Annotated in this window: 16 protein-coding genes and 1 pseudogene; 4 read left to right on the plus strand and 13 right to left on the minus strand. The window is 38.8% G+C overall.

Features of this window, described 5'->3' with window-relative positions:
• Positions 1–56 precede the first annotated feature (56 nt).
• Complete coding sequence (locus IRQ78_RS17335; protein WP_054551919.1) at positions 57–1004, plus strand: GlxA family transcriptional regulator; 948 nt, start codon at positions 57–59, stop codon at positions 1002–1004.
• A gap of 43 nt (positions 1005–1047) precedes the next feature.
• Positions 1048–1356: a hypothetical protein gene (locus IRQ78_RS17340; protein WP_054560743.1), complete on the plus strand. Its 309-nt coding sequence runs from the start codon at positions 1048–1050 to the stop codon at positions 1354–1356.
• 888 nt (positions 1357–2244) lie between these two features.
• Here IRQ78_RS17340 and IRQ78_RS17345 read toward each other — a convergent pair.
• The 7 genes from IRQ78_RS17345 to IRQ78_RS17375 form a co-directional block, all read right to left on the minus strand.
• Positions 2245–2838: an acyl carrier protein phosphodiesterase gene (locus tag IRQ78_RS17345; RefSeq protein ID WP_054551921.1), complete on the minus strand. Its 594-nt coding sequence runs from the start codon at positions 2836–2838 to the stop codon at positions 2245–2247.
• Between the two features lie 703 nt (positions 2839–3541).
• Positions 3542–4264, minus strand: a complete 723-nt coding sequence (locus IRQ78_RS17350; RefSeq protein ID WP_194442777.1) for a hypothetical protein — start codon at positions 4262–4264, stop codon at positions 3542–3544.
• 95 nt (positions 4265–4359) lie between these two features.
• Positions 4360–5106 (minus strand): CPBP family intramembrane glutamic endopeptidase, encoded by a 747-nt coding sequence (locus tag IRQ78_RS17355; RefSeq protein WP_138599863.1) that lies wholly within the window; start codon positions 5104–5106, stop codon positions 4360–4362.
• 960 nt (positions 5107–6066) lie between these two features.
• Complete coding sequence (locus IRQ78_RS17360) at positions 6067–7149, minus strand: DUF4785 domain-containing protein (RefSeq protein WP_194442778.1); 1083 nt, start codon at positions 7147–7149, stop codon at positions 6067–6069.
• A gap of 9 nt (positions 7150–7158) precedes the next feature.
• Positions 7159–8025 carry a hypothetical protein gene (locus tag IRQ78_RS17365; protein WP_054560749.1) on the minus strand — a complete coding sequence of 289 codons (867 nt, stop codon included), beginning with the start codon at positions 8023–8025 and terminating at the stop codon, positions 7159–7161.
• A gap of 259 nt (positions 8026–8284) precedes the next feature.
• Positions 8285–8695, minus strand: a complete 411-nt coding sequence (locus IRQ78_RS17370; protein ID WP_187489986.1) for a hypothetical protein — start codon at positions 8693–8695, stop codon at positions 8285–8287.
• A 29-nt stretch (positions 8696–8724) separates the two neighbouring features.
• The gene (locus tag IRQ78_RS17375; protein ID WP_194442779.1) at positions 8725–9060 is read right to left on the minus strand and encodes a lysozyme family protein; all 336 of its coding nucleotides are present in this window, start codon (positions 9058–9060) and stop codon (positions 8725–8727) included.
• A gap of 184 nt (positions 9061–9244) precedes the next feature.
• Between IRQ78_RS17375 and IRQ78_RS20875 the strand changes: the two are divergent.
• Positions 9245–9370: pseudogene (locus IRQ78_RS20875) on the plus strand (lipase); the annotation flags it as partial.
• 447 nt (positions 9371–9817) lie between these two features.
• On the opposite strand, the gene IRQ78_RS17380 reads toward IRQ78_RS20875, so the two are convergent.
• The 6 genes from IRQ78_RS17380 to IRQ78_RS17405 all read right to left on the minus strand — a co-directional run bounded on the left by IRQ78_RS17380 (position 9818) and on the right by IRQ78_RS17405 (position 17953).
• Positions 9818–11575, minus strand: a complete 1758-nt coding sequence (locus tag IRQ78_RS17380; protein WP_194442780.1) for a HEAT repeat domain-containing protein — start codon at positions 11573–11575, stop codon at positions 9818–9820.
• An 18-nt stretch (positions 11576–11593) separates the two neighbouring features.
• Positions 11594–13462 carry a hypothetical protein gene (locus IRQ78_RS17385; protein WP_194442781.1) on the minus strand — a complete coding sequence of 623 codons (1869 nt, stop codon included), beginning with the start codon at positions 13460–13462 and terminating at the stop codon, positions 11594–11596.
• A gap of 760 nt (positions 13463–14222) precedes the next feature.
• On the minus strand, positions 14223–15227 hold the full coding sequence (locus IRQ78_RS17390; RefSeq protein WP_194442782.1) for a leucine-rich repeat domain-containing protein: 1005 nt from the start codon (positions 15225–15227) through the stop codon (positions 14223–14225).
• 314 nt (positions 15228–15541) lie between these two features.
• Positions 15542–16351 carry a hypothetical protein gene (locus tag IRQ78_RS17395; protein ID WP_194442783.1) on the minus strand — a complete coding sequence of 270 codons (810 nt, stop codon included), beginning with the start codon at positions 16349–16351 and terminating at the stop codon, positions 15542–15544.
• A 7-nt stretch (positions 16352–16358) separates the two neighbouring features.
• Complete coding sequence (locus IRQ78_RS17400) at positions 16359–16670, minus strand: hypothetical protein (protein ID WP_194442784.1); 312 nt, start codon at positions 16668–16670, stop codon at positions 16359–16361.
• Positions 16670–17953: a hypothetical protein gene (locus IRQ78_RS17405; RefSeq protein WP_194442785.1), complete on the minus strand. Its 1284-nt coding sequence runs from the start codon at positions 17951–17953 to the stop codon at positions 16670–16672. The genes IRQ78_RS17400 and IRQ78_RS17405 overlap by 1 nt, the downstream gene beginning before the upstream one ends.
• A 1076-nt stretch (positions 17954–19029) precedes the next feature.
• On the opposite strand from IRQ78_RS17405, the gene IRQ78_RS17410 reads away from it, so the two are divergent.
• A complete protein-coding gene (locus IRQ78_RS17410; protein ID WP_194442786.1) occupies positions 19030–19602 on the plus strand; it encodes a hypothetical protein in 573 nt (190 codons plus the stop codon).
• Positions 19603–19649: the final 47 nt, after the last annotated feature.

The following is a 19649-nucleotide window of genomic DNA, read 5'->3' on the forward strand; positions in this document are numbered from 1 at the left end:
GACCCAAACACCATTTATCGATAATATTGGGCCAAAGTGTTTGATAAGGCTTTACCATGAATGTTGCAGTATTCGCATTTCCAAATATCAGTCCATTTCATCTTGCAGTACCATGTATGGTGTTTGGTGAAGGCGCTCGCTCAGCTGGTATCAAAGAATTTAACTTAGCGGTGTGCAGCGAAAGTAAAGCTGTAATGCCCTCAAGCGCGGGGTTTGATATTCAAGCGCATCACTCAATAACAAAGTTTGATCAGGCAGATATTATAATTATTCCGTCTTGGCCATCACCTGAAACAGCCCCCTCTAAAGAATTAGCAACCAGTTTGCTAAACGCGCATAGCCGTGGCGCTATAATTGTAGGGCTTTGTTTAGGCGCTTATGCGTTAGCGCACATTGGGCTTTTAGATAATATTGAAGCAACTACCCACTGGGCATACAGCGATGACTTCAAAGCGCGCTTTGCAAAAGTGAAGCTTAACAATCAAGTGCTTTACCTTGAACATAATCGGCTATATACATCGGCAGGAACAGCGGCAGCCATTGATTGTTGCTTATATTTAGTTCGCAAATTTTTAGGAAGCGAGCAAACTAATGCTATTGCCAGAATGATGGTAACTGCGCCGTATCGCACTGGCGGGCAAACACAATTTATTGCCCTACCCGTCCCGCAAAATGTTGCTGATGAGCGTTTAGCAAGCTTGCTTGAACAGATGCAAAAAAACTTAGCTAGCAACCATACGATTGATACACTCGCAGAGCAAATGCACATGAGCCGACGCACCTTTACCCGCCACTTTCAATCGCTTACTGGACAGAGCGTTGGGCAGTGGCTGTTAAATCAACGTTTAAACCACGCGCAGCGACTTCTTGAGTCAACTGATTTACCACTAGAACATTTAGCCGAGCAATGCGGCTTTGGCTCATCTGTTACTTTACGTCACCATTTTCGCTCTCAGTTTGGTTTATCACCGCGAGATTGGCGTAATGCATTCCGCCAAGCATGAAGCTTAGGTATAATTAGTTTTTCGACTCGATTTTGGTTTTTAAATGAAAAAGCTTTCTAAAGTACAATTAAAACAGCAAGCCCTTGTATTAAATGTTGCCGACGCCCTTGAAGAGCAAGGTCGCGCAGAACTTGAAGGCATGTTGCAATGCTGGTTTGATGTGGAATACCACTTATTCCCAGGCTCATTGCTTTTATGTTTTCAATTTGAAAACCAGCAAACACTCGATGCAGCGACCCCAGAGCTATTAAAATGGCAAAAACGCCTAAGTGGCGCAATGCTGAAAAAAGGCGTGATTTTAAAAGACATGCGCAGGCATTTAGTGTTTACCCTAAAAGGCCCAGACGATTAAATGGGATGAGTTGCGAGTTAGCAAGAGTGTAGCCGCTATTTTATACCGCGTAGTTCTCTTAATACTCACAAAGAGGATAATAGACGCTGCCCTTAAGAGGGATTATTAAAAACAAATTTGATGGTTTTATTGGGTTACTCATTCACTTCTCATTCTATTCTCTTTGTGCAAAAAAATATTGAACCACAAAGTACACCGAGGCACTTCGCGCTACACAGAGAAAAACAGCATTTAAAAATAATATTCACAAAGAGGATAAGAGACGCTGCGCTTTAGAGGAAAAAACAAAATACTCTTTTGGTCTATCTCATTTACTTCTCATTCTTTTCTCTTTGTGAAAAAAAATATTGAACCACAAAGTACACTGAGGCACTTCGCGCTACACAGAGAAAAACAGCATTTAAAAATAATATTCACAAAGAGGATAAGAGACGCTGCGCTTTAGAGGAAAAAACAAAACACTCTTTTGGTCTATCTCATTTACTTCTCATTCTTTTCTCTTTGTGAAAAAAATATTGAACCACAGAGAGCACCGAGGCACTTCGCGCTACACAGAGAAAAACAGCATTTACAAATAATACTCACAAAGAGGATAAGAGACGCTGCCCTTAAGAGGGATTATTAAAAACAAATTTGATGGTTTTGTTGGGTTACTCATTCACTTCTCATTCTATTCTCTTTGTGCAAAAAAATATTGAACCACAAAGCGCACCTAGACGATTCACGTTACATAGAGATAAACCGCAAATTACGCGGGGTAAACCCGTTGCTACCAGTTCGGCGTTGGAACACCTCGTATCTCGCAATTTTTCCGCTTTACTCTTTACCCTTGTAACTCGCTAACTTGTTGGGTTTCACTCCGTTCTACCCAACCTACCGGCCTATAGCTTAAAGCTTTTGCTTTTCCACACCCATTTGCTTCACATGCTCAACCAGCTCAGGGAAAAACGTTAAAAACACCGCGTCTAATTGTTGGTAGTGGCGAGCTATATCGTCAGCGGCTCCTGCAAAGTTATTAGCAAAGCGAATACGCTTGGCGATGTTATCAAGAGCAAGGCCGACCCCATCGAGTGTTTCATACTCTTTAAACCAATCATTGTTGGTCATACTAGTCACAACTTGCTGCATACGCGAAGGCATCATGGCTTGCCTAGCATTTAAAAGCCCATAACTGTGCTGTTTGAATTCAGCTAATGGTTGGTCATTAAACCGCTGCCAATGCTGAATTAGAAAGTGATCGAACGCTACATCAATGGCGACACTTGCAAAGCGTTTACGTGCTGGCGAAAAGTACTGCTTAGCCTCTTTTACAAGGGGATGTGAGTCAGTAAACCTATCAACCAGATAATGATTTTCAAGGCCATTTTTAACCGTATTGGGTAACTGCGCAGAATACCGACGCCCACCAAAGTCCCCCAGCAAATTACCAAAATGTGAATCAGCCGTCGGTTGTGCTAAATAAAGGTGAGCCAAGTAGTTCAACGCATTCTCTAAAAAAGTCATTTTATGCATTGTAAAAGAATACAGGTGAAAGGGTCTAGGGGCACGAGTTGCGGATTAGCAAGAGTGTAGCGGCGATTTTATATCGCGTAATCCACTGAATACTCACAAAGAGGAAAAGAGACGCTGCGCTTAAGAGGAATTATTAAAAAATTGATGGTTTTGTTGGGTTACTCATTCACTTCTCATTGTCTTCTCTTTGTGCAAAAAATATTGAACCACAGAGTAAACCGAGGCGCTTCGCGCTACACAGATAAAACTGTAAATTACGCGGGGTAAACCCGCTGCTACCTGTTCAGTGTTAAAACGCCTCCTGCACCTCGCATCTCGCTAACTTTTCAATCTGATAGCTGATGGCTCCAAAGTTGGGTTTCGCTCCGCTCTAACCAACCTACGAGCTAATGAATCAAGCACTGTAGGTCGTCATTTATGGCGACACATAATCGCTAACATTGACGGGCTAAAGCCCGACCTACATCTTGCTTCTGTGGTTTAGATAAGCATCGCGCGAAATAAATTTCACGCCTAACGACTGATATCTAATATCTTCTAACGCCTCCTACACCTCGCATCTCGCTAACTTTTCAATCTGATAGCTGACGGCTGAAAGCTGATGGCTCCAAACGTTGAGTTTCACCCCGCTCTAACCAACCTACCAGCTAATAGCCATACAAATAACTCACCTTTATGACTTTAAATTAAATGCCAACATGACAAGAGCCGATATGATCGCAGAAAGAGAAATTAACCGCATAATCAAAATAACTATATTACCTGCACCGCTTGAAGTTGTACTTCTGAATAGTAGCGGGTATTCGTGGAATTTTAAAAGGTACAGCACATCAAAAAGACCTACTCGCATACTGTCTAGCGTAACAACATCGCCACTTTTTTGATGAATTTCACAAGCGTGTAAATTGGCCGTTTTTTCGTTCACAATATGACCACTTCTACCGTGAAAAGTATAATTAAAAATGATTTCTTGGATATCGCCCTTAGCGATTTGCAAAACTTTTGAAGCTTTGCCCTCTATTGCTCGCCTATCTATTTCGAGTGAGTCTTTAGATATACTCATAATCCACTTACGACCAAATCCAAATTTGTTATAAATCACAATTCGCTTGATAACAAATACACAGAGATAACAACTCACACAAGTTAAAAAAGCAGGTATCGGCTGCATCGTTTCTTGAAGCACTAGGCTCATTACAGCAATAGCGATAGTCATAAAGAAAAATAAAAATTCAGCTCCGCCCGACAGCACAGCTAGGCCCGGTAGCGACTTTAGTTTTGTATTAGAGTCTGCTTGTAAAACTGTCTTTTCATAGAAAGTTGAATATCTAAACCAAACTCGGTCGTTCAGGTTTAAATCTAGGGAGTGCTTCGAAAGTGGCTGATTATAATCCATTATTTAAGTTTCCATTTTTAAAACACAATTTTGCCATTACTTTCCTATTAAGCCAACCTATGTACTTGATAGTATATTTACTTTACCTTCATGTACTAAACTAACTGCCCAACAAAGTTAACCATATTGTGCGCTACAATTGGAAAAACAAGGCTACCAGTACGCTCTCTTAACCACAGCAAAATAAATCCATAACTCCCAGTTAGTACGATTCTGAATGCAGACAAATGCCACTCACCATCTATATGCATAACCCCATGAACTAGACCAAATAATAAAACCAAAAGTAACCCTGCAATGTTTATTGGCGAGCCAAAAAAGTTAATGCGCGATGAAACAACAGCCAACGAAAAACAAAATAATAAAACTCCTCTAAACATTGGTTCTTCATCTAACCCAGGAATAAGAGCTTGATAGAGTAGCGTTTCAAAATCGAAATTTGGTCCGTTACCAAGGCTAAGCGTTACAATAATCTGCAACGCAACAAACAGGGTTAAAACAACGAGTGCAGGCTTAATAGAGCCTTCATTTTGTCTGAGAGTAAAACCAGCGTCCTTGATTTTAAAGTCACTTTTAAAAGCTGCTAATAAAGCCAATACCAAAGCCCAAAGAGTAATAGCGACAATTTTACCTGACCAATTCCATTTGAGATCTGTAAAGAGTAAATCTAAGGAAATGAACTCTTTACCTTTGAATAAAGCTAAGAAATAACAAAATAGAATTAACAGAGTAGCAAGCAGCCAAGTTAAGTTTATAGTTACTTTACTGAATGCTTTTAAAATTAAAACGAGTAATAGAACCACGCCTAAATTGGCGAGTATTCCAAAATACATATCTGGCATAACCGTCCTTGGTGAGCATAAAGCTCAAACTTTATTATTGTTTAATTTCTATGATAAACACAAAAACAACCTATTAAACAGATATTTGTTTGAGTTTAAATTCCCATTGAGCATATTTTTATTTTCAAAGTATATGAACCACAGAGAGCACCGAGGCACTTCACGCTACACAGAGAAAAACAGCATTTAAAAATAATATTCACAAAGAGGATAAGAGACGCTGCGCTTTAGAGGAAAAAACAAAATACTCTTTTGGTCTATCTCATTTATTTCTCATTCTTTTCTCTTTGTGAAAAACAAATTGAACCACAAAGTACACCGAGGCACTTCGCGCTACAGAGAAAAGCAGCATTTAAAAATAATATTCACAAAGAGGATAAGAGACGCTGCGCTTTAGAGGAAAAAACAAAATACTCTTTTGGTCTATCTCATTTATTTCTCATTCTTTTCTCTTTGTGAAAAACAAATTTAACCACAAAGTACACCGAGGCACTTCGCGCTACAGAGAAAAGCAGCATTTAAAAATAATACTCACAAAGAGGATAAGAGACGCTGCGCTTTAGAGGAAAAAACAAAATACTCTTTTGGTCTATCTCATTTACTTGTCATTCTTTTCTCTTTGTGAAAAAAATATTGAACCACAAAGTACACCGAGGCACTTCGCGCTACACAGAGAAAAACAGCATTTAAAAATAATATTCACAAAGAGGATAAGAGACGCTGCGCTTTAGAGGAAAAAACAAAATACTCTTTTGGTCTATCTCATTTATTTCTCATTCTTTTCTCTTTGTGAAAAACAAATTGAACCACAGGGTTCGGCGAAAAAACGCCTAAACTCGTATCTCGCAAACTTTTTCGTCTGATAGCTGACGGCTGAAAGCTGATGGCTCCTTCCCCTAGCAACTCGCTAACTTGTTGGGCTTCGCTTAGCTCCACCCAACATACGATAATAGCTACCCTTTACTCCCCCGCAAACTTCAACATTCGCGTTTGGTCGGTAAGTTCAATATCCACCAGCTCATATGGAGCTTTGGCTGCTTGAGTGACCACAAAAGGCATTGTGAAACTATCATAGCTATCAATCTGTTTTGCTACTTCAACCGTTGCCAGTTTGATGCGCTCACCTTTATTACCTTTGCCAGTTAAGGTTGCACGAATGGCATAGCGGCCTGAGTCGGTCACTTGCACCGGTACTTTAGCTTGGTATTTGTTATTGCCAAGCGCAGTGACTTTGGCTTTATCCATACTGATGGTTTGTGAGCTATGTACAAACGGCATTTTTATAGAGCGTTTTACCGTTTGGCCATTCACTTTAGTGTCTACACTGGCCTCAAGCTCATAGTAACCATTTATTGCTCCTAAGGTTTCAAGCGGGTAATTAAATACTGCTTCACCATTTTCGTAACGTACATCTAGTTTTTCGCCATCAGGGCTTGAAAGCGTTAACTTCACATCACTATCTTTAAAGCGCTTTTTACCCATACTAAGCTGCATAGCAACACGCTGTTGCTGATCTTTCACTTTAAATTGCGATTTAGCATGCAAAGCATTGCTCGAGCCTTTTTCAATCACGTGCAGCAAGTAGGTGTCGTTATCGTTAAGGGCTTGGCTTGTTCTTAGCATTGCTTTGCCATTTATCTGACCTACCTTGAGCCCAACACTGCCATCGCTAAATCCTGCATTTTCCATTTGCTCACGTGCAACCATGGCTTGCATTGGCATTTGTCTAAAGCTGTCATCTCGCACCGACAGTTTATCTAGCTGTAAGCCATGAGGCTTAAATACTTCGCCACTATCAAAGCGTGCTTTTGGTGCAATGCGAATAAAGTTATCAGCTTGGTTTACAAAAACAGGCACACCACGCTTAAGCTCTTTACCCGAAACTTTCTGCCAATATTCAACACTGTCTTTTTCAAGTGTTTGTAGTTGAGCGCTTGATGCTGGTTGAACTTGAGGGAATTGATAAACCGTTTGCTCATTAGCATTTGCGGCTGTGCTTACAAGCATTATTGCAGCTGCAATTGTGGTTAACTTATTAATCATAGCGGGCTCCTAAATTCGGTTTTTAAGCATATTTGGCAAGCCAAAACAGTTACGTCGACTTTGCTGATGACTTAAAGGCTCACCACCTTGGGTTCGTGATTTATCGGTAAACCACACCACCCCAGCTAACGACTGAGAACTGCAATTTAAAAAACCATCTGAACAGCTGTCTAACCAGTTTTGTGTTACTTCAAGGCCCACTTGATTTTGATAACCGCCACAATAGCTGTCGCTATCCCATACCGCTGATTCAACATCACTGCCTACTACGGTTTCGAATCGAGACGGTAAGCTTGGGCGGTTCGGTGTGCCATACAGCCACTGTGCGTTATACGATTCCATCCAAGATACTTGTTGTTGTTTTACTGCATCGCTGCCGTAGCCTAAAAGCCAGCCTAAACTTTGCTCAAACGAATTACCCGCAATAACTGCATCAGCCAACGGCGTGCCACCACTTGAAGGAGCCAAAGCAATGGTACGCGTGACTTTGCTAATGATATTTGGATAACGGCTATCCCATGTTGGGTTAGATAAAATCCAACGCACCACATTGCCACCGTTAGAGTGAGTGATCAGAGTTAAATCTGTGATGTTTTTATTATTGATAAATGTAGTGAGCTGCCCTGCTAAACAGCCAGATGCCGCGTCTGCCCACATGTATTGATCAAAGTCACAATTAATGACCGTGTAATTACTACTATTTGGTAAACCTTGACGAACCGTGTCGACAAAACTGCCTGTCCAATAGTCATTATACGCATCGCTTTGCTGGCCTGTACCGTGCACAAATGCGACTCCTTGCGCAGCAAAAGCACTGTGGCTGATACCCGCTGCCAACATTAAAGCTGGCACTAGTGAGAGTGTTTTTATTTTCATGTGTGTTCCTGTTGATTGTAATTTTATCTATCAGGTTGGAGGAGTGACCTCCGACCAAAAACATAGACCAAACAGGTACGAAAGCAAGATTTAATTTACATTAATTTAACCTTTGTGCATTTTTTAAGTACAAATTATTAGATTTTTTACTAGCAAAATGTGCTAGTTGAATATGTAGAATTGCAATACTAGGTAGATTTTAGGGCTAATCATTAGCTAGAAAAGCCCTAGATATTTTACTTTTATTTATAAATCTTTTTTAATCCATATCTCTAAATTTACACACAGGATCTTTTACTGATTTATTTATAAGGGTAATTTGGCAATCTAAGTAATAACTAAATAGATCTAAAGTCACTGTGAAAGAACTTTCAGAAAAGGCGGGGGTCAAATAGTCGACTCCAGCAACATCAGTCCTTACATCAACCGCATTCCCTTGTTGATCGGTAAAAATACATAACTGCTTTTGTTTATCCATTCTGTCCAATTTTAGTGTAATACAAGGTTGAACCTCAGTGTTATAGCGCAAATAAGTAACAGTCTCATTTTTTAACTGACCTTTGATTACCTGAATCGGCTGGATATTGTCAACCTTCTCTAAACTCGATTCCTGAGAACAAGCGAAACTGGTAAAAATAGAAAGGGATAGTGCCATTGTTTTAAAATTCATGGAGAAACCTGTATTGTCGATTGTTTTACCTATAAAGTACTTGCGAACTTGCTTCTCATAGCAAACTTCTGATAAGGCACTGAACTCCACTTAGAGCGATCACTGAATATAAGCTTCAAAGATTTAATATCTCCTTGCGCGAGTGGTTTTTGTAAGAACTTTCTTGTGGCTCCCGAATAGTCGCCTCGATAAGTTAAATCAACAAAAAGTTCCAATAAAGAACTTGGTAATTGACCCCAATCAACAGCTCCATATGCAGCGACAGTATCTGCTTTTTGGCATATTCGCAAAACAACTTTTTCTTTCTCTGCATATGCAATATTAAATAAAGATAGCTGTACATTTGGACTAATTTCATAGTCCAATAAATCGTTCCTAATTATAAAAAGCTCTGCCGCCCTTCCTTTAAGCCTTGAAGCTGAAGCTAATGAGTTTGCTTCTATTAAATTAATACCTGCTTTTACAAGTTGGGCTGAAATAAGGCTAGCAGATTTATCTCTCAGATCATAACCTCTCCCTAGTGTTAAACCCGAATTAGTGCTAGGAACAACTTGTTATGTGTACGGCATTCACAGCAGCCGATTATGGAATGAAAATGCCACCTACACCTACGTTCTCGGCCACTTTGGTTTGCAAACCGATACGTATGTAAAACAAGTGAGTTTGATTCAGTAGCTGCAAGTTAGCGAGATTTTAGCAGCGATTTTATATCGCGTAGGAATGGTGCTAGGTGCTAACAGCGTAGTGTTAGTTGCGCCTCCCCTATGACTTTTTTCGGCGTTAAAACGCCTCCTACAACTCGCATCTCGCAAACTTTCCCCTTTACTCTTTCTAACTCGCTAACTTTTCAATCTGATAGATCTTATGCTCATCGCGCGAAATAAATTTCACGCCTACGGATGAGCATTTCAATTTAACTATGCGCAGGCATAATCCAATCTAACTTCTGACGACTGGTATCTCTTTTTCGGCGTTAAAACGCCTCCTACAACTCGCATCTCGCTAACTTTTCAATCTGATAGCTGACGGCTGAAAGCTGATAGCTCCTTTACCCTTTTCCCCTTGTATCTCGCTAATTAGTTGGGTTTCGCTCCGCTCTAACCAACCTACCAACTGATAGCTCTACGAACCATACAGCGCTTTCATTAATTGACGCAGGTTCTTTTGATTAGTTTCCGTCTTAACCAGCGCTTTTAAACGGCTTTTAACCTCTGGTTTTGACTTCGCTTGTTGACTTAACGCCGATATAGCGGCACTGCGAATATCTTTCGGGTTACTAGCGTCAGCAAAGGCATAAATACTATCGACTTGTTCTGCGTCTAACTCATTATTACCCATTGCCTTTAATATCGCCCCTTGCGCTTTACTATCAGTTTCTTGATTTAGTTGATTACTCAAGTAATTCAAACTGGTTTTACTTGGCATTTTTGCCAGAGCCTCTGCCGCATTTAGGCGTAATCTTGCACTGTCGCCAGCTAAATAATCACCAATAAGCTGTTGATGATCATAGTCTCCACTATTACCTAGTGCGGTGATTAGGGCTGATGCTTTTTGCTCCGTTGCACTAGAGCTCAATGAATCAGCTAATTTTTGGGTTAACTGAGTTGAAAACTCACTGCCCTGCTGATTTTTTGCAATCGCTCCCATTACCATTAAAGCACTATGAGCCAGCTTAGAATTTTCTTCATCAAGACCATATGACATGGAATACTCAAAAATCGCCTCAACCTGCATGTCAGTTAACGGCTTTTCACTGTATTTTAGTGCCATTAAACTTCTAAAGCGCTGATTTGGTGAAAATAAACCAGGCTCAACAAATACCTCTGTCAGTAATTGTTTTGAATTAACTGAGTCATGCTTACCTAGGTACATAAACAATTTACTTTCCAAAGGATCTGCAATTGATTTAGTTGAAATAAGCTCTTTTAAGCTCAGCAAATACTGATCATTGTCATAAAGAAATTGCAAAAGCGTTTTTCGGTCTCCCTCTAGCCAATCCATACTTTTTAAAGCAGTGATAAACGCTTCAGTATTTTTTAATGGTTGAGGCGGCGCTTTAGGGTAAACCCAATCTGTGCTTAAATTTTCCCATTGATTAGGGTCTTCGGGTAATTGTAGTAACCTTGCATCATCGGGTATCGATTGATTTGAACGATTTAAACTTAGTGTTTGCAGTACTTCAATATTCATACTTCCATCACTACTACTGACTTGAATATGACTATTTCCGAGGGTTTTTGTTAACCAGCATTTATCGTTTTCAAAGATAAACTCATCACTAATAATGTTCGCCGTTTCTAACTGCATTAGCTTTTTCGCAGCGTTAGTACTTTGCCTAGTGTCAGTTGGTTCTAAATAACTGAGTTTATTTCGCTTTAGTTTATTATCAGCTAACACTGTGTAGAGTGATTTGTACTGACCGATATCATCTCGCTCTTTAACCCAATACTTATCCCCCTGTAAATTTTCAGGGGGTTTTGCACGGTGAAAGGCACGGTATAAAGCAATCAGCTTTTGTTGATCAGCCGCTTTTAATTTAGCGTTAAACCGATAATCTAAAACTTCACCTGAGTTATTGCTAACTTTCACAGCAAAAGGCACAGCATACTCATTGCTGGTACTCACTGTTTTATTCAACTTTGCTTGAGCTTGGTATAGCTCAAAACCCAACCAGTGAAATTTTTCTGCAACTAACAAAGGCCGATAAATTAACCGCCCTTGCAAGTCAAACTGGCTTTTTGAGGGGCTATTCATCGAAACAATATTCGTATCAGCTTTTGATTGAAGTTCACCCCAAACAGTACAATGAGGCACTGCATAAGCGGCCGAAGCATAGCCTAATAAAGTGCCAAATAATAAACTCAGTTTAATTAAACGCATTATACCTATGCCTTCATACTAATAATTTAAGGTTGCTGATTCGTCTAAAATTGTCCAGCTTTTATCGTACAAGGTACTAGTATCGTAGATAGTTTGAGTTTTGGTTTTTGTCTTAACCGTGCAACACCACTTGTATTTAGGGTATTTCACATAAACATAAAATTCACCGGAAATAGCCTCAATATCATTCGTTACATCAATCCCTAAGGTGATTTTAGAATCAGTGATAGCTTTAGCTAAATCTGCATAAAGTGTGGCATTAAATGTATCTGCAATAATCAAAAAGTCTATACCAACACCGCCACTTGCAATACCTAAGTTTATTTCTGCAGTGGCATACGCATCCATGCTGGCAGTAACAATATCTCCCCCTAAGTCAATTCGGCTATTGCTGTAAGCTAAACCAACCCCTAAATCCAAGCTGCCACTGACACCAGCCTCAACGGTCACCGGAACAATTACAATGGTGAACGTCGTTTCAACCACTTTTTGCTCTTCGCTCCAGCTATATCCTAAAGACTTGTCTAAGGCCGTTAACGTGTCGCCCTCGTCAATTAATGTGTCACCCAGCACACTAAAGTTTGCTGCATAAGTAATCTCACCATCACTTACATTTGCACTCGCTTCAGCACTGGCACTAACCAAACTCGCTGATTTATCAAAGAGGTAAAGATCTAAATCTGCTTCTACTAGCCCCTCGGCTGAACCACCATTACTAGAAGAAACATTCATATAGCTATAAAAAGAAGGGCTGATTGCCACAGCGTCACTGTCACCATAGGTAGCACTCCAACTGCCAACTTTGGCTAACGTTGTTGCTGATGAAGCTGTAGTCTGCATCGCTGATGCTGACGCTATTGTTGCTTGATTACTATTTAGCTCTACCGATTCTGCAGTACTCACTTCATCATGATAAAGCGCATAAGGTACTTCAACGGTAATACTATTATTTTCGCTATGAGCTTCAATTTCATCAGAGTTGTCGTGGAAGGTAAATGTCATGCTAAAACTGTTTTCACCACCATCGTGATCAAAATCATCGTGTATCGCTTTTAGCAATACGCCATTTACTGCAACATCCCAAGGAAAGTAATGAGATTGCTCATGATCAGGAAACTTAATACGCATCGTCTCCATATAAGCTTGTGCTTGCTCATTCCATAAGTGAGCATGATAAGTCGTTTCGCCGATGGTTATTGTTGCACTGATGTCAGCCTCGTTGACTGAATTACCAAATTTGGTGGCATTAATAAAACCTATTAAATCAGGTACTTTCTGTGTTGGTTCACCTGTACCTGTGGTATCTCTTTTACCCGGGCCAGGAAAAATAGCAAAGCCGTCGCCCACTTTAAGTTTATCTAAAACGAAATCATGGTAATGACCATCGCTAATGGTTACTGAGCTATAGGTGCTTTCGTCACCAGATTCAATGCCACGGGATTTATTATCTGTAACATCAACTTCACTTGAGATCACACCACTTGTGTCAACAAAAGCGGCAATGACAAATTCACCCGATACGAGATCTTCATTTGGTAAAATTAATGTTGCTGTATGATTTTGCTCGCCTTCTTGTAACTGCTCGATATAAAACTCACCCAAATCGTAGCCATCTGGCTCATCTTCAGTTTCGAGCTCAGCGACTTTATCTCTTTCAATTAAAATAAATGAAACACCAACATGTTCATTCGTTAATAAGGTTGTTTCGGTACTGAAATCAACTGTGATCTGTTGTCCTGGTTGATAAACGTCATCGGAGACTGAGGTCATAGATTTCAAAGCGACATTAGCAACAGCTTCTTGTTCGGTAGAGTCATCATCAGAACACCCAACTAGTGAAAGTAGGGATAAAGCCAACACAGCACTAATCCTTTTACACTGATTCATATTACGATTCCTAATTATTGATTGTAATTTCGACAAACTATTAATTAATAAAATGCTTACTTCTACTAACAGTCCGACAGACTTATTTTCGAAACGGATAAGCTTTAACCCACTCAAATTGGGGTACAAAAGGTTCATATTTCAAAGGGTAAATCACAATAATGGATGAATTATGGAGGGATAAAAAAATTTAATAGGTGCGAGGGACGAGGAAGGAGATAATAGATATCAGTCGTTAGAAGTCAGATTAGATTGTGCCTACGCATACTTAAATTGGAATGCTCATCCGTAGGCGTGAAATTTATTTCGCGCGATGAACATAAGAGCATCAGCTTGTAGGTTGGTTAGAGCGGAGCGAAACCCAACATTTGTAGCTATCAGATTACGAACACAAGTTTGCGAGTTAGAAAGAGTAAAGGGGAAAGAGGCGAAATTCGAGTCGTAGGAGGCGTTTTAACGYCGAAAAAAGAGTTATTAGATATCAGTSGTTAGAAGTCAGATTAGATTGTGCCTGCACATAGTTAAATTGAAGTGCTCATCCGTAGGCGTGAAATTTATTTCGCGCGAAATATATTTCACACCTACGGTATGGGGTTAGCCATAGCAAGGTACAGTCACAATCTAACCTAAACCTTATGGCTTAAAGCTCTTTTGTTTTAATCTGATAGCTGACGGCTGAAAGCTGATAGCTTCTTTCCCCTTTACGCTTTACCCTCGCTAACTTATCGAGCTTCGCAGTGCTCTACCCAACACGCTGTTATTAATACCCTTCAAACCTTGTTGCACAACCAATGCCTATGCACTCAACACGGCTGTCGAGTTCTAACAGCTCTAAATTATAGCTTTTGCTTACATCTACTTTTTTTAGTGGGTTATTAAAAAGGCTAATATCTACTAAATTTGCATGTTCACGTAAATCAATGTTTTTTAATTTGTTATTCGACAAAAAGAGCACTTGAAGCATGGGGTTTGCTGTTAAATCGATAGTGCTTAACTGGTTATTACCGGCGTAAAGTGCAGTTAACTTTTTATTATGGCTTATGTCTAAAGAGCTAAGCTGGTTGGCATCTAGGTTTAGTTCGCTGAGCATCTTGAACTTGCTTAAATCTAGGTTTTTTAACTGATTATTTGCAAGCTCAAGGTTACGAATACCACTCGGTATATTTACTTTTGTGAGCTTATTGCCCGACAGGTTAAGTTGATATAGTTCAGAATTAACAAGCGTCAATTCACCTGTCAGCTTATTATCATTAAGATCAAGCCATGTAAGTTTACTGTTAGTGCTTACATCAAGCTTTGAAAGCTTATTGCCACTCAGCATTAAAGTCTCTAACTCTTCGTTGTTACTTACATCAATACTCGCAAGGCTGTTTTGGCTTAAATCAACAAGGAAAAGCTGGCTGTTGTGGCTTATGTCGATTTCGGTCAGCTGGTTTGGCACTTTCTTATCGGCAGGTCTACTTGTAATGCCACCAATTTCACCAACTATGAAGCTATCCCCTTCATTACTGAGGACGAGTTTTGTTAAGTTACTAAAATGCTCAAGCCCTTTGGCTGAGGTAATACCGCGATCTCTGCAATGTATTTTTGTCACCTCCCCCACAGTTTTATAGCCACTTTCTTGTAAACACGTTAAGAGATTAGCATCAGCAACCACACTCTCTATTGGTGTATCGTCATTAGCCGAAGCTCCAGCAACCCCAAGATTTAACACAAGCAAACCGGCCAAAGCCCTTTTAATGCGCACAAAGTTCCCTTTTAACATTCTTTCACCTTAAATTTTCAACAACATAATCAGGTGGTTAATTAAGAGGTTTCACCACCCAACAACAAAGCATGCATAATACAGGTTATTTGATGTTTGTACCCATATAAATACAAAAATTCTTCCGAAGTTGTTTTTTAATGGGTTCGCGCGAAATAAATTTCACGCCTACAGCGCTAGGTGCTAGGTGCTAGGTGCTAGGTGCTAGGTGCTAGGTGCTAGGTGCTAGGTGCTAGGTGCTAACAGCATAGTGTTGGTTTTAGATTGGTAAAGGGGTTAGGCAAAAAGAAAGAACCTGACCCTATGGTTTTCCCTTAGGCTGAAGAGCAGGTGTTGTTATTCTTACTTAACCCTCTTTTGGAAAGTTGATTTATTGCGAAATTCATTGATTCATGTCTATATCTTTCAATAAAACGGACAAAATTAGTTTGGGCTTGTGTTATAACAACAGCTGGGTCGGAAGGAGTCGATTTAGCTTCTTCACTCTCTTCTCCATTAGTACCTCCTGATATTTTTACAAGCGTTTCATCTGTATCATTTGATAAAAGAAGACCATCTTCTAATTCCTCAAAAACTTTTGTTAGTTCTGCCTTCAAGGTTTCTGGCTCACTGACTATTTGCAATGACCCAATAAGATTCAGTGACGTTTGCAATTTAGGTAATGAATTTTGTAGCTCACTAATTACAGTATCTAGGTTATCTACATCTTGGATATCTAAAATATTAAAACATGGCTCAATAACTTTTGGTGTTACAACAGTAGAAAACCAAAACTTATCTATTTCCTCTTCAGCTCTTTCATAAGCTTTTTGTTCTTTTTCTTTTTTATGATGATTCTGTGTGTACCATATATTCCAAAGTGATAATATAACACTGAGAAAAATCACAAGCTCACGGAACCCAAAATTTGAATTGTTTTTTAGAGTTAATTCGGGATTAACTGTTACATGTGGCTGTTTTAAATGTACATCAAGCTTTTGCTGAGGGACATTCACAATTAATTCAATAGGGTGAGTATTCTGGCTTTCTTTGTCTTGTGTCAAATCAGCTGGAGGAAGATCTTTATCGCATGACAGCACCATAAATGGTGCTGTCATGAAAAATAAGAATAGGAAGAATCTCATCGAGTCACTATGGGTTGTAATTCATCGCTACGATGGCTCGGTCAACAACTTTGCTGATTTGCTCGCGGATATGAGGGTTAGCTCTAAATTCAAAATGTTCCATGAACTCTTCTTTTGAACCTGCTCGACGTATGCTTTCTCCAAACATTCCAAGAAAAAAAGAACTAGAAATGCTTCTGGCGTTATCAGGGAATATCACTTGGATGTTTGCTTCTTCACTATCTAATGCATTAACATTAAAAAATTCTCGAGCCTTGATTCCATTAGGACGACCAGCGTAAATTCGACCTGCTATATTAGTAAAATCAATTGTTGGCATTATAATACCTCCTCAAGCTCATAATCCTCCTCGCGGAGGCGATACTTTATAGTAATTATAGTTCCAGGAAAAGTAATATCATTCATTTTCTTAACAAAGTCTGAATCTGGTTGCTGCTCTGGGCAATTTTTATCATTAAAGAAAATTAAGTGTCTACCATCCTCATTAACAGTAGGAAGATATGTACCATCAAAATACATAGTAACACTACCACTAATTATAGACATTTGAACATGGTTTTCAGGGTCATTAGCACATTCATTCGCAACGTCTTCAAAAAACAATAATAAATCAGTAAACCCCTGTCCCCTGTCAGGCTGTTCATCCAGCTTTGATGAAACATTCTCTTGTAGTGCGGCTATAGTATGCAACACGTCACTATCAACATCGCCCTCATGATTATTGATATATGGCTCAACTCTCTTTTTTACAATACTTTTTGATTTGGAAGCCCTAATCGAGTCAGCTATAGATGTACCGAAATTAAATATAGAAATTTGTTGAAATATTTCTCCTTTAGTATTTTCATCAGTAAATCCATAAAATTGCCAATGAGCTTCGTCACATTCAGAATGATCTTCAGCGTTACCAATTAATTCGCCTATAATTTCAATTAATTTATTTTCAGCTCTTTCAGTTAGCTTTTTGTTTATCATTTCTAAACTATCATTCATGTGGATAATAAAATTTTCTTGAGCTGAAAGTTTTCTATCACCAGATTGAATTGAATCGCCTCTTTCTATTTTGCCTTTAGCTTTAAAAACATTAATCTTATCTACGTTTTTGTTAAGACAACGGATACTTTTCACTTGATCAATAATTCCTATGCCTTTAATCAACTTTGAAAAGTCTTCGTTCTCAGGAAATACACCTCTAAATCGTAGTGACTTATTTTTCTTAGACTTCTCAGCTCTGAGAGCCAATGCAGCTTGAGCTATTAATACCTCAGATGTAAGGTCATGCGATGACATTTTTTCCTGATCAATACAAATACTGACAATTTTTTTCAATAATCCTAATTGTGTCAATTCACCTAGTGAACCAAGTACAAACTCAGGATTAGAGAAAACAGAAAAGTCCTCACTCACAGTGAGGTTAAGCTCCTGTTTTTTGTTGTACTCTTTTGTTTTGATTCGAGGAATTATCCTTTGAAAATATTTCAAAACCTCATTTCTAATTGCATCATACTCTGAATAACTACTGTTTTTCTCAGTATTTTTCTTCTGTTTGCAACGTCTTTTCCTAACATAGAAACGATCTAATTCAATTAAAAATTTCTTCATACTAAATCAATGACTAGTGGATAAGTTATTGGCGGATAGTTATATTTTGCCATCTAATTTCCATTTAAATGTTTTTAAAGCTAAGGTGGGAAAGTTTTTATAAAAGTAGCAACTTAGTATAAAAAATAAATTAAACCAACATTTTTAGATGTTATCTTATAAATGAACATAAAACAAAAACTATAAATTTACAATTAATACCCAGGCAATTGCCCACAGCAATGTATAGGCACAATCTAATTTAAAACTTATAGCTTAAAGCTCCTTTACTCTTTCCCCTAGCAACTCGCTAACTTATTTCTTAATCTGACGGCTGAAAGCTGATAGCTCCCTTCCCCTTTACTCTCGCTAACTTTCCCCTTGCTAACTTTCCCCTTGCTAACTTTCCCCTCGCTAACTTTCTCCAAAACACAAAAAAGCCGTTACATTGCTGCAACGGCTTTTTGGCATTTGAATTTAATCATGATCAGAGTTATTTAAGTCTGGGAAAATGCAGCCTCAAAATGCCTATTTTCCGTCGCCTAATTTTAATTTATAGATTGGGAATTTTTTTTGCTAAGAATGAACTCACTATTGTTAGTCATTATTAAAGTTTGGGAATAAAGTTATTGTCTCAAATTATAATACCCTGCAAAGAAATTTACGGCGTTTTCAATAACTACCTAACCGTCATATATGTGCCAAAATCAGACCTTTTTACGTAACTCATTTCTGCCCCAAAGTGAGTTAACGTAAATACTCTATAGATCACCCTTGAGCTATCAGATACAGTGATTCACCTAATGATATTGGCGCTACTCCATAATTTGATATTCCACTAACTTTTATGTTGGTGATGACATAAATAACTGTATTAATATAAAGTTTTGTTGTTGTGCTCCCATATTCAAGAAAATGAGCGACGAGTGCATTTTCTTTTTCTGAATACCTTTAGGGTCAATAAAAATATTATAGTTGGCAATGCATTACGTTATTTGTTAATAATAGATATATTAATACATGCGCGTAACATCGGCAGAAAGATGCGCGACGCGCACACTATAAAATTGTTATAATTCAAGAGGAAGTCTTGCTATATGTTCGAAAAAGTAGTTGCCATTATTACAGTCATAATGGCCGCATGGGGTTGTGCTTTAAGTACTTATATTTACCTTGAAAACAAAGAAAGTGCAGCACCACAGTTATACTCTACCTATACTATGACACCTGAATTTGAAGAACCATCAAAAGAAGGCCCCAAAAAAGTAAGGCTTAATATTTACATTTCCAATGCAGGCAAAAACCCTGTTGAAATTCCACCTTCTTTAACTTTGATTACCGTAGACTCTAAAAGTAAAATAACTCGAGAGTTGAATGCTAACTTAACGGATGGCAAAGGAGAAGAAATGGAGTACAACATCCAAAATATGTTAGCAGTTGGCGAAGTCAGAATGTATAGCACAGCGTACTCAGACATGAGTACGGTATTTACACCACACATGAGTCATATTGTACAATTAAAATCTCAAAATTCGATCTATGCTTCAATGACTAGCCCTCCTAAGAAACCAGAAGCTCTTGAAAAGTTCTTTAGTCTTGAAGATGGTTTATTACTTAAACATTTTGGAAACCTTAAGGTCTCGCCTAGTAAAATGTATCTGCAAAATTGAATTATAACAAGCGATTAAACAGGGATTAAAAACCTGCGGGCTATTCG

Source organism: Pseudoalteromonas simplex, from assembly GCF_015278155.1.
Lineage (GTDB): Bacteria > Pseudomonadota > Gammaproteobacteria > Enterobacterales > Alteromonadaceae > Pseudoalteromonas > Pseudoalteromonas simplex.

Excerpts from the sequence above, each read along its gene's own strand:
- IRQ78_RS17385 (WP_194442781.1), bottom strand. The coding sequence starts at position 13,462 with ATGAATCAGTGTAAAAGGATTAGTGCTGTGTTGGCTTTATCCCTACTT.
- IRQ78_RS17365 (WP_054560749.1), bottom strand. The coding sequence starts at position 8,025 with ATGAAAATAAAAACACTCTCACTAGTGCCAGCTTTAATGTTGGCAGCG.
- IRQ78_RS17340 (WP_054560743.1), top strand. The coding sequence starts at position 1,048 with ATGAAAAAGCTTTCTAAAGTACAATTAAAACAGCAAGCCCTTGTATTA.
- IRQ78_RS17410 (WP_194442786.1), top strand. The coding sequence starts at position 19,030 with ATGTTCGAAAAAGTAGTTGCCATTATTACAGTCATAATGGCCGCATGG.
- IRQ78_RS17380 (WP_194442780.1), bottom strand. The coding sequence starts at position 11,575 with ATGCGTTTAATTAAACTGAGTTTATTATTTGGCACTTTATTAGGCTAT.
- IRQ78_RS17360 (WP_194442778.1), bottom strand. The coding sequence starts at position 7,149 with ATGATTAATAAGTTAACCACAATTGCAGCTGCAATAATGCTTGTAAGC.
- IRQ78_RS17400 (WP_194442784.1), bottom strand. The coding sequence starts at position 16,670 with ATGCCAACAATTGATTTTACTAATATAGCAGGTCGAATTTACGCTGGT.
- IRQ78_RS17390 (WP_194442782.1), bottom strand. The coding sequence starts at position 15,227 with ATGTTAAAAGGGAACTTTGTGCGCATTAAAAGGGCTTTGGCCGGTTTG.
- IRQ78_RS17405 (WP_194442785.1), bottom strand. The coding sequence starts at position 17,953 with ATGAAGAAATTTTTAATTGAATTAGATCGTTTCTATGTTAGGAAAAGA.
- IRQ78_RS17395 (WP_194442783.1), bottom strand. The coding sequence starts at position 16,351 with ATGAGATTCTTCCTATTCTTATTTTTCATGACAGCACCATTTATGGTG.
- IRQ78_RS17355 (WP_138599863.1), bottom strand. The coding sequence starts at position 5,106 with ATGCCAGATATGTATTTTGGAATACTCGCCAATTTAGGCGTGGTTCTA.
- IRQ78_RS17370 (WP_187489986.1), bottom strand. The coding sequence starts at position 8,695 with ATGAATTTTAAAACAATGGCACTATCCCTTTCTATTTTTACCAGTTTC.
- IRQ78_RS17350 (WP_194442777.1), bottom strand. The coding sequence starts at position 4,264 with ATGGATTATAATCAGCCACTTTCGAAGCACTCCCTAGATTTAAACCTG.
- IRQ78_RS17335 (WP_054551919.1), top strand. The coding sequence starts at position 57 with ATGAATGTTGCAGTATTCGCATTTCCAAATATCAGTCCATTTCATCTT.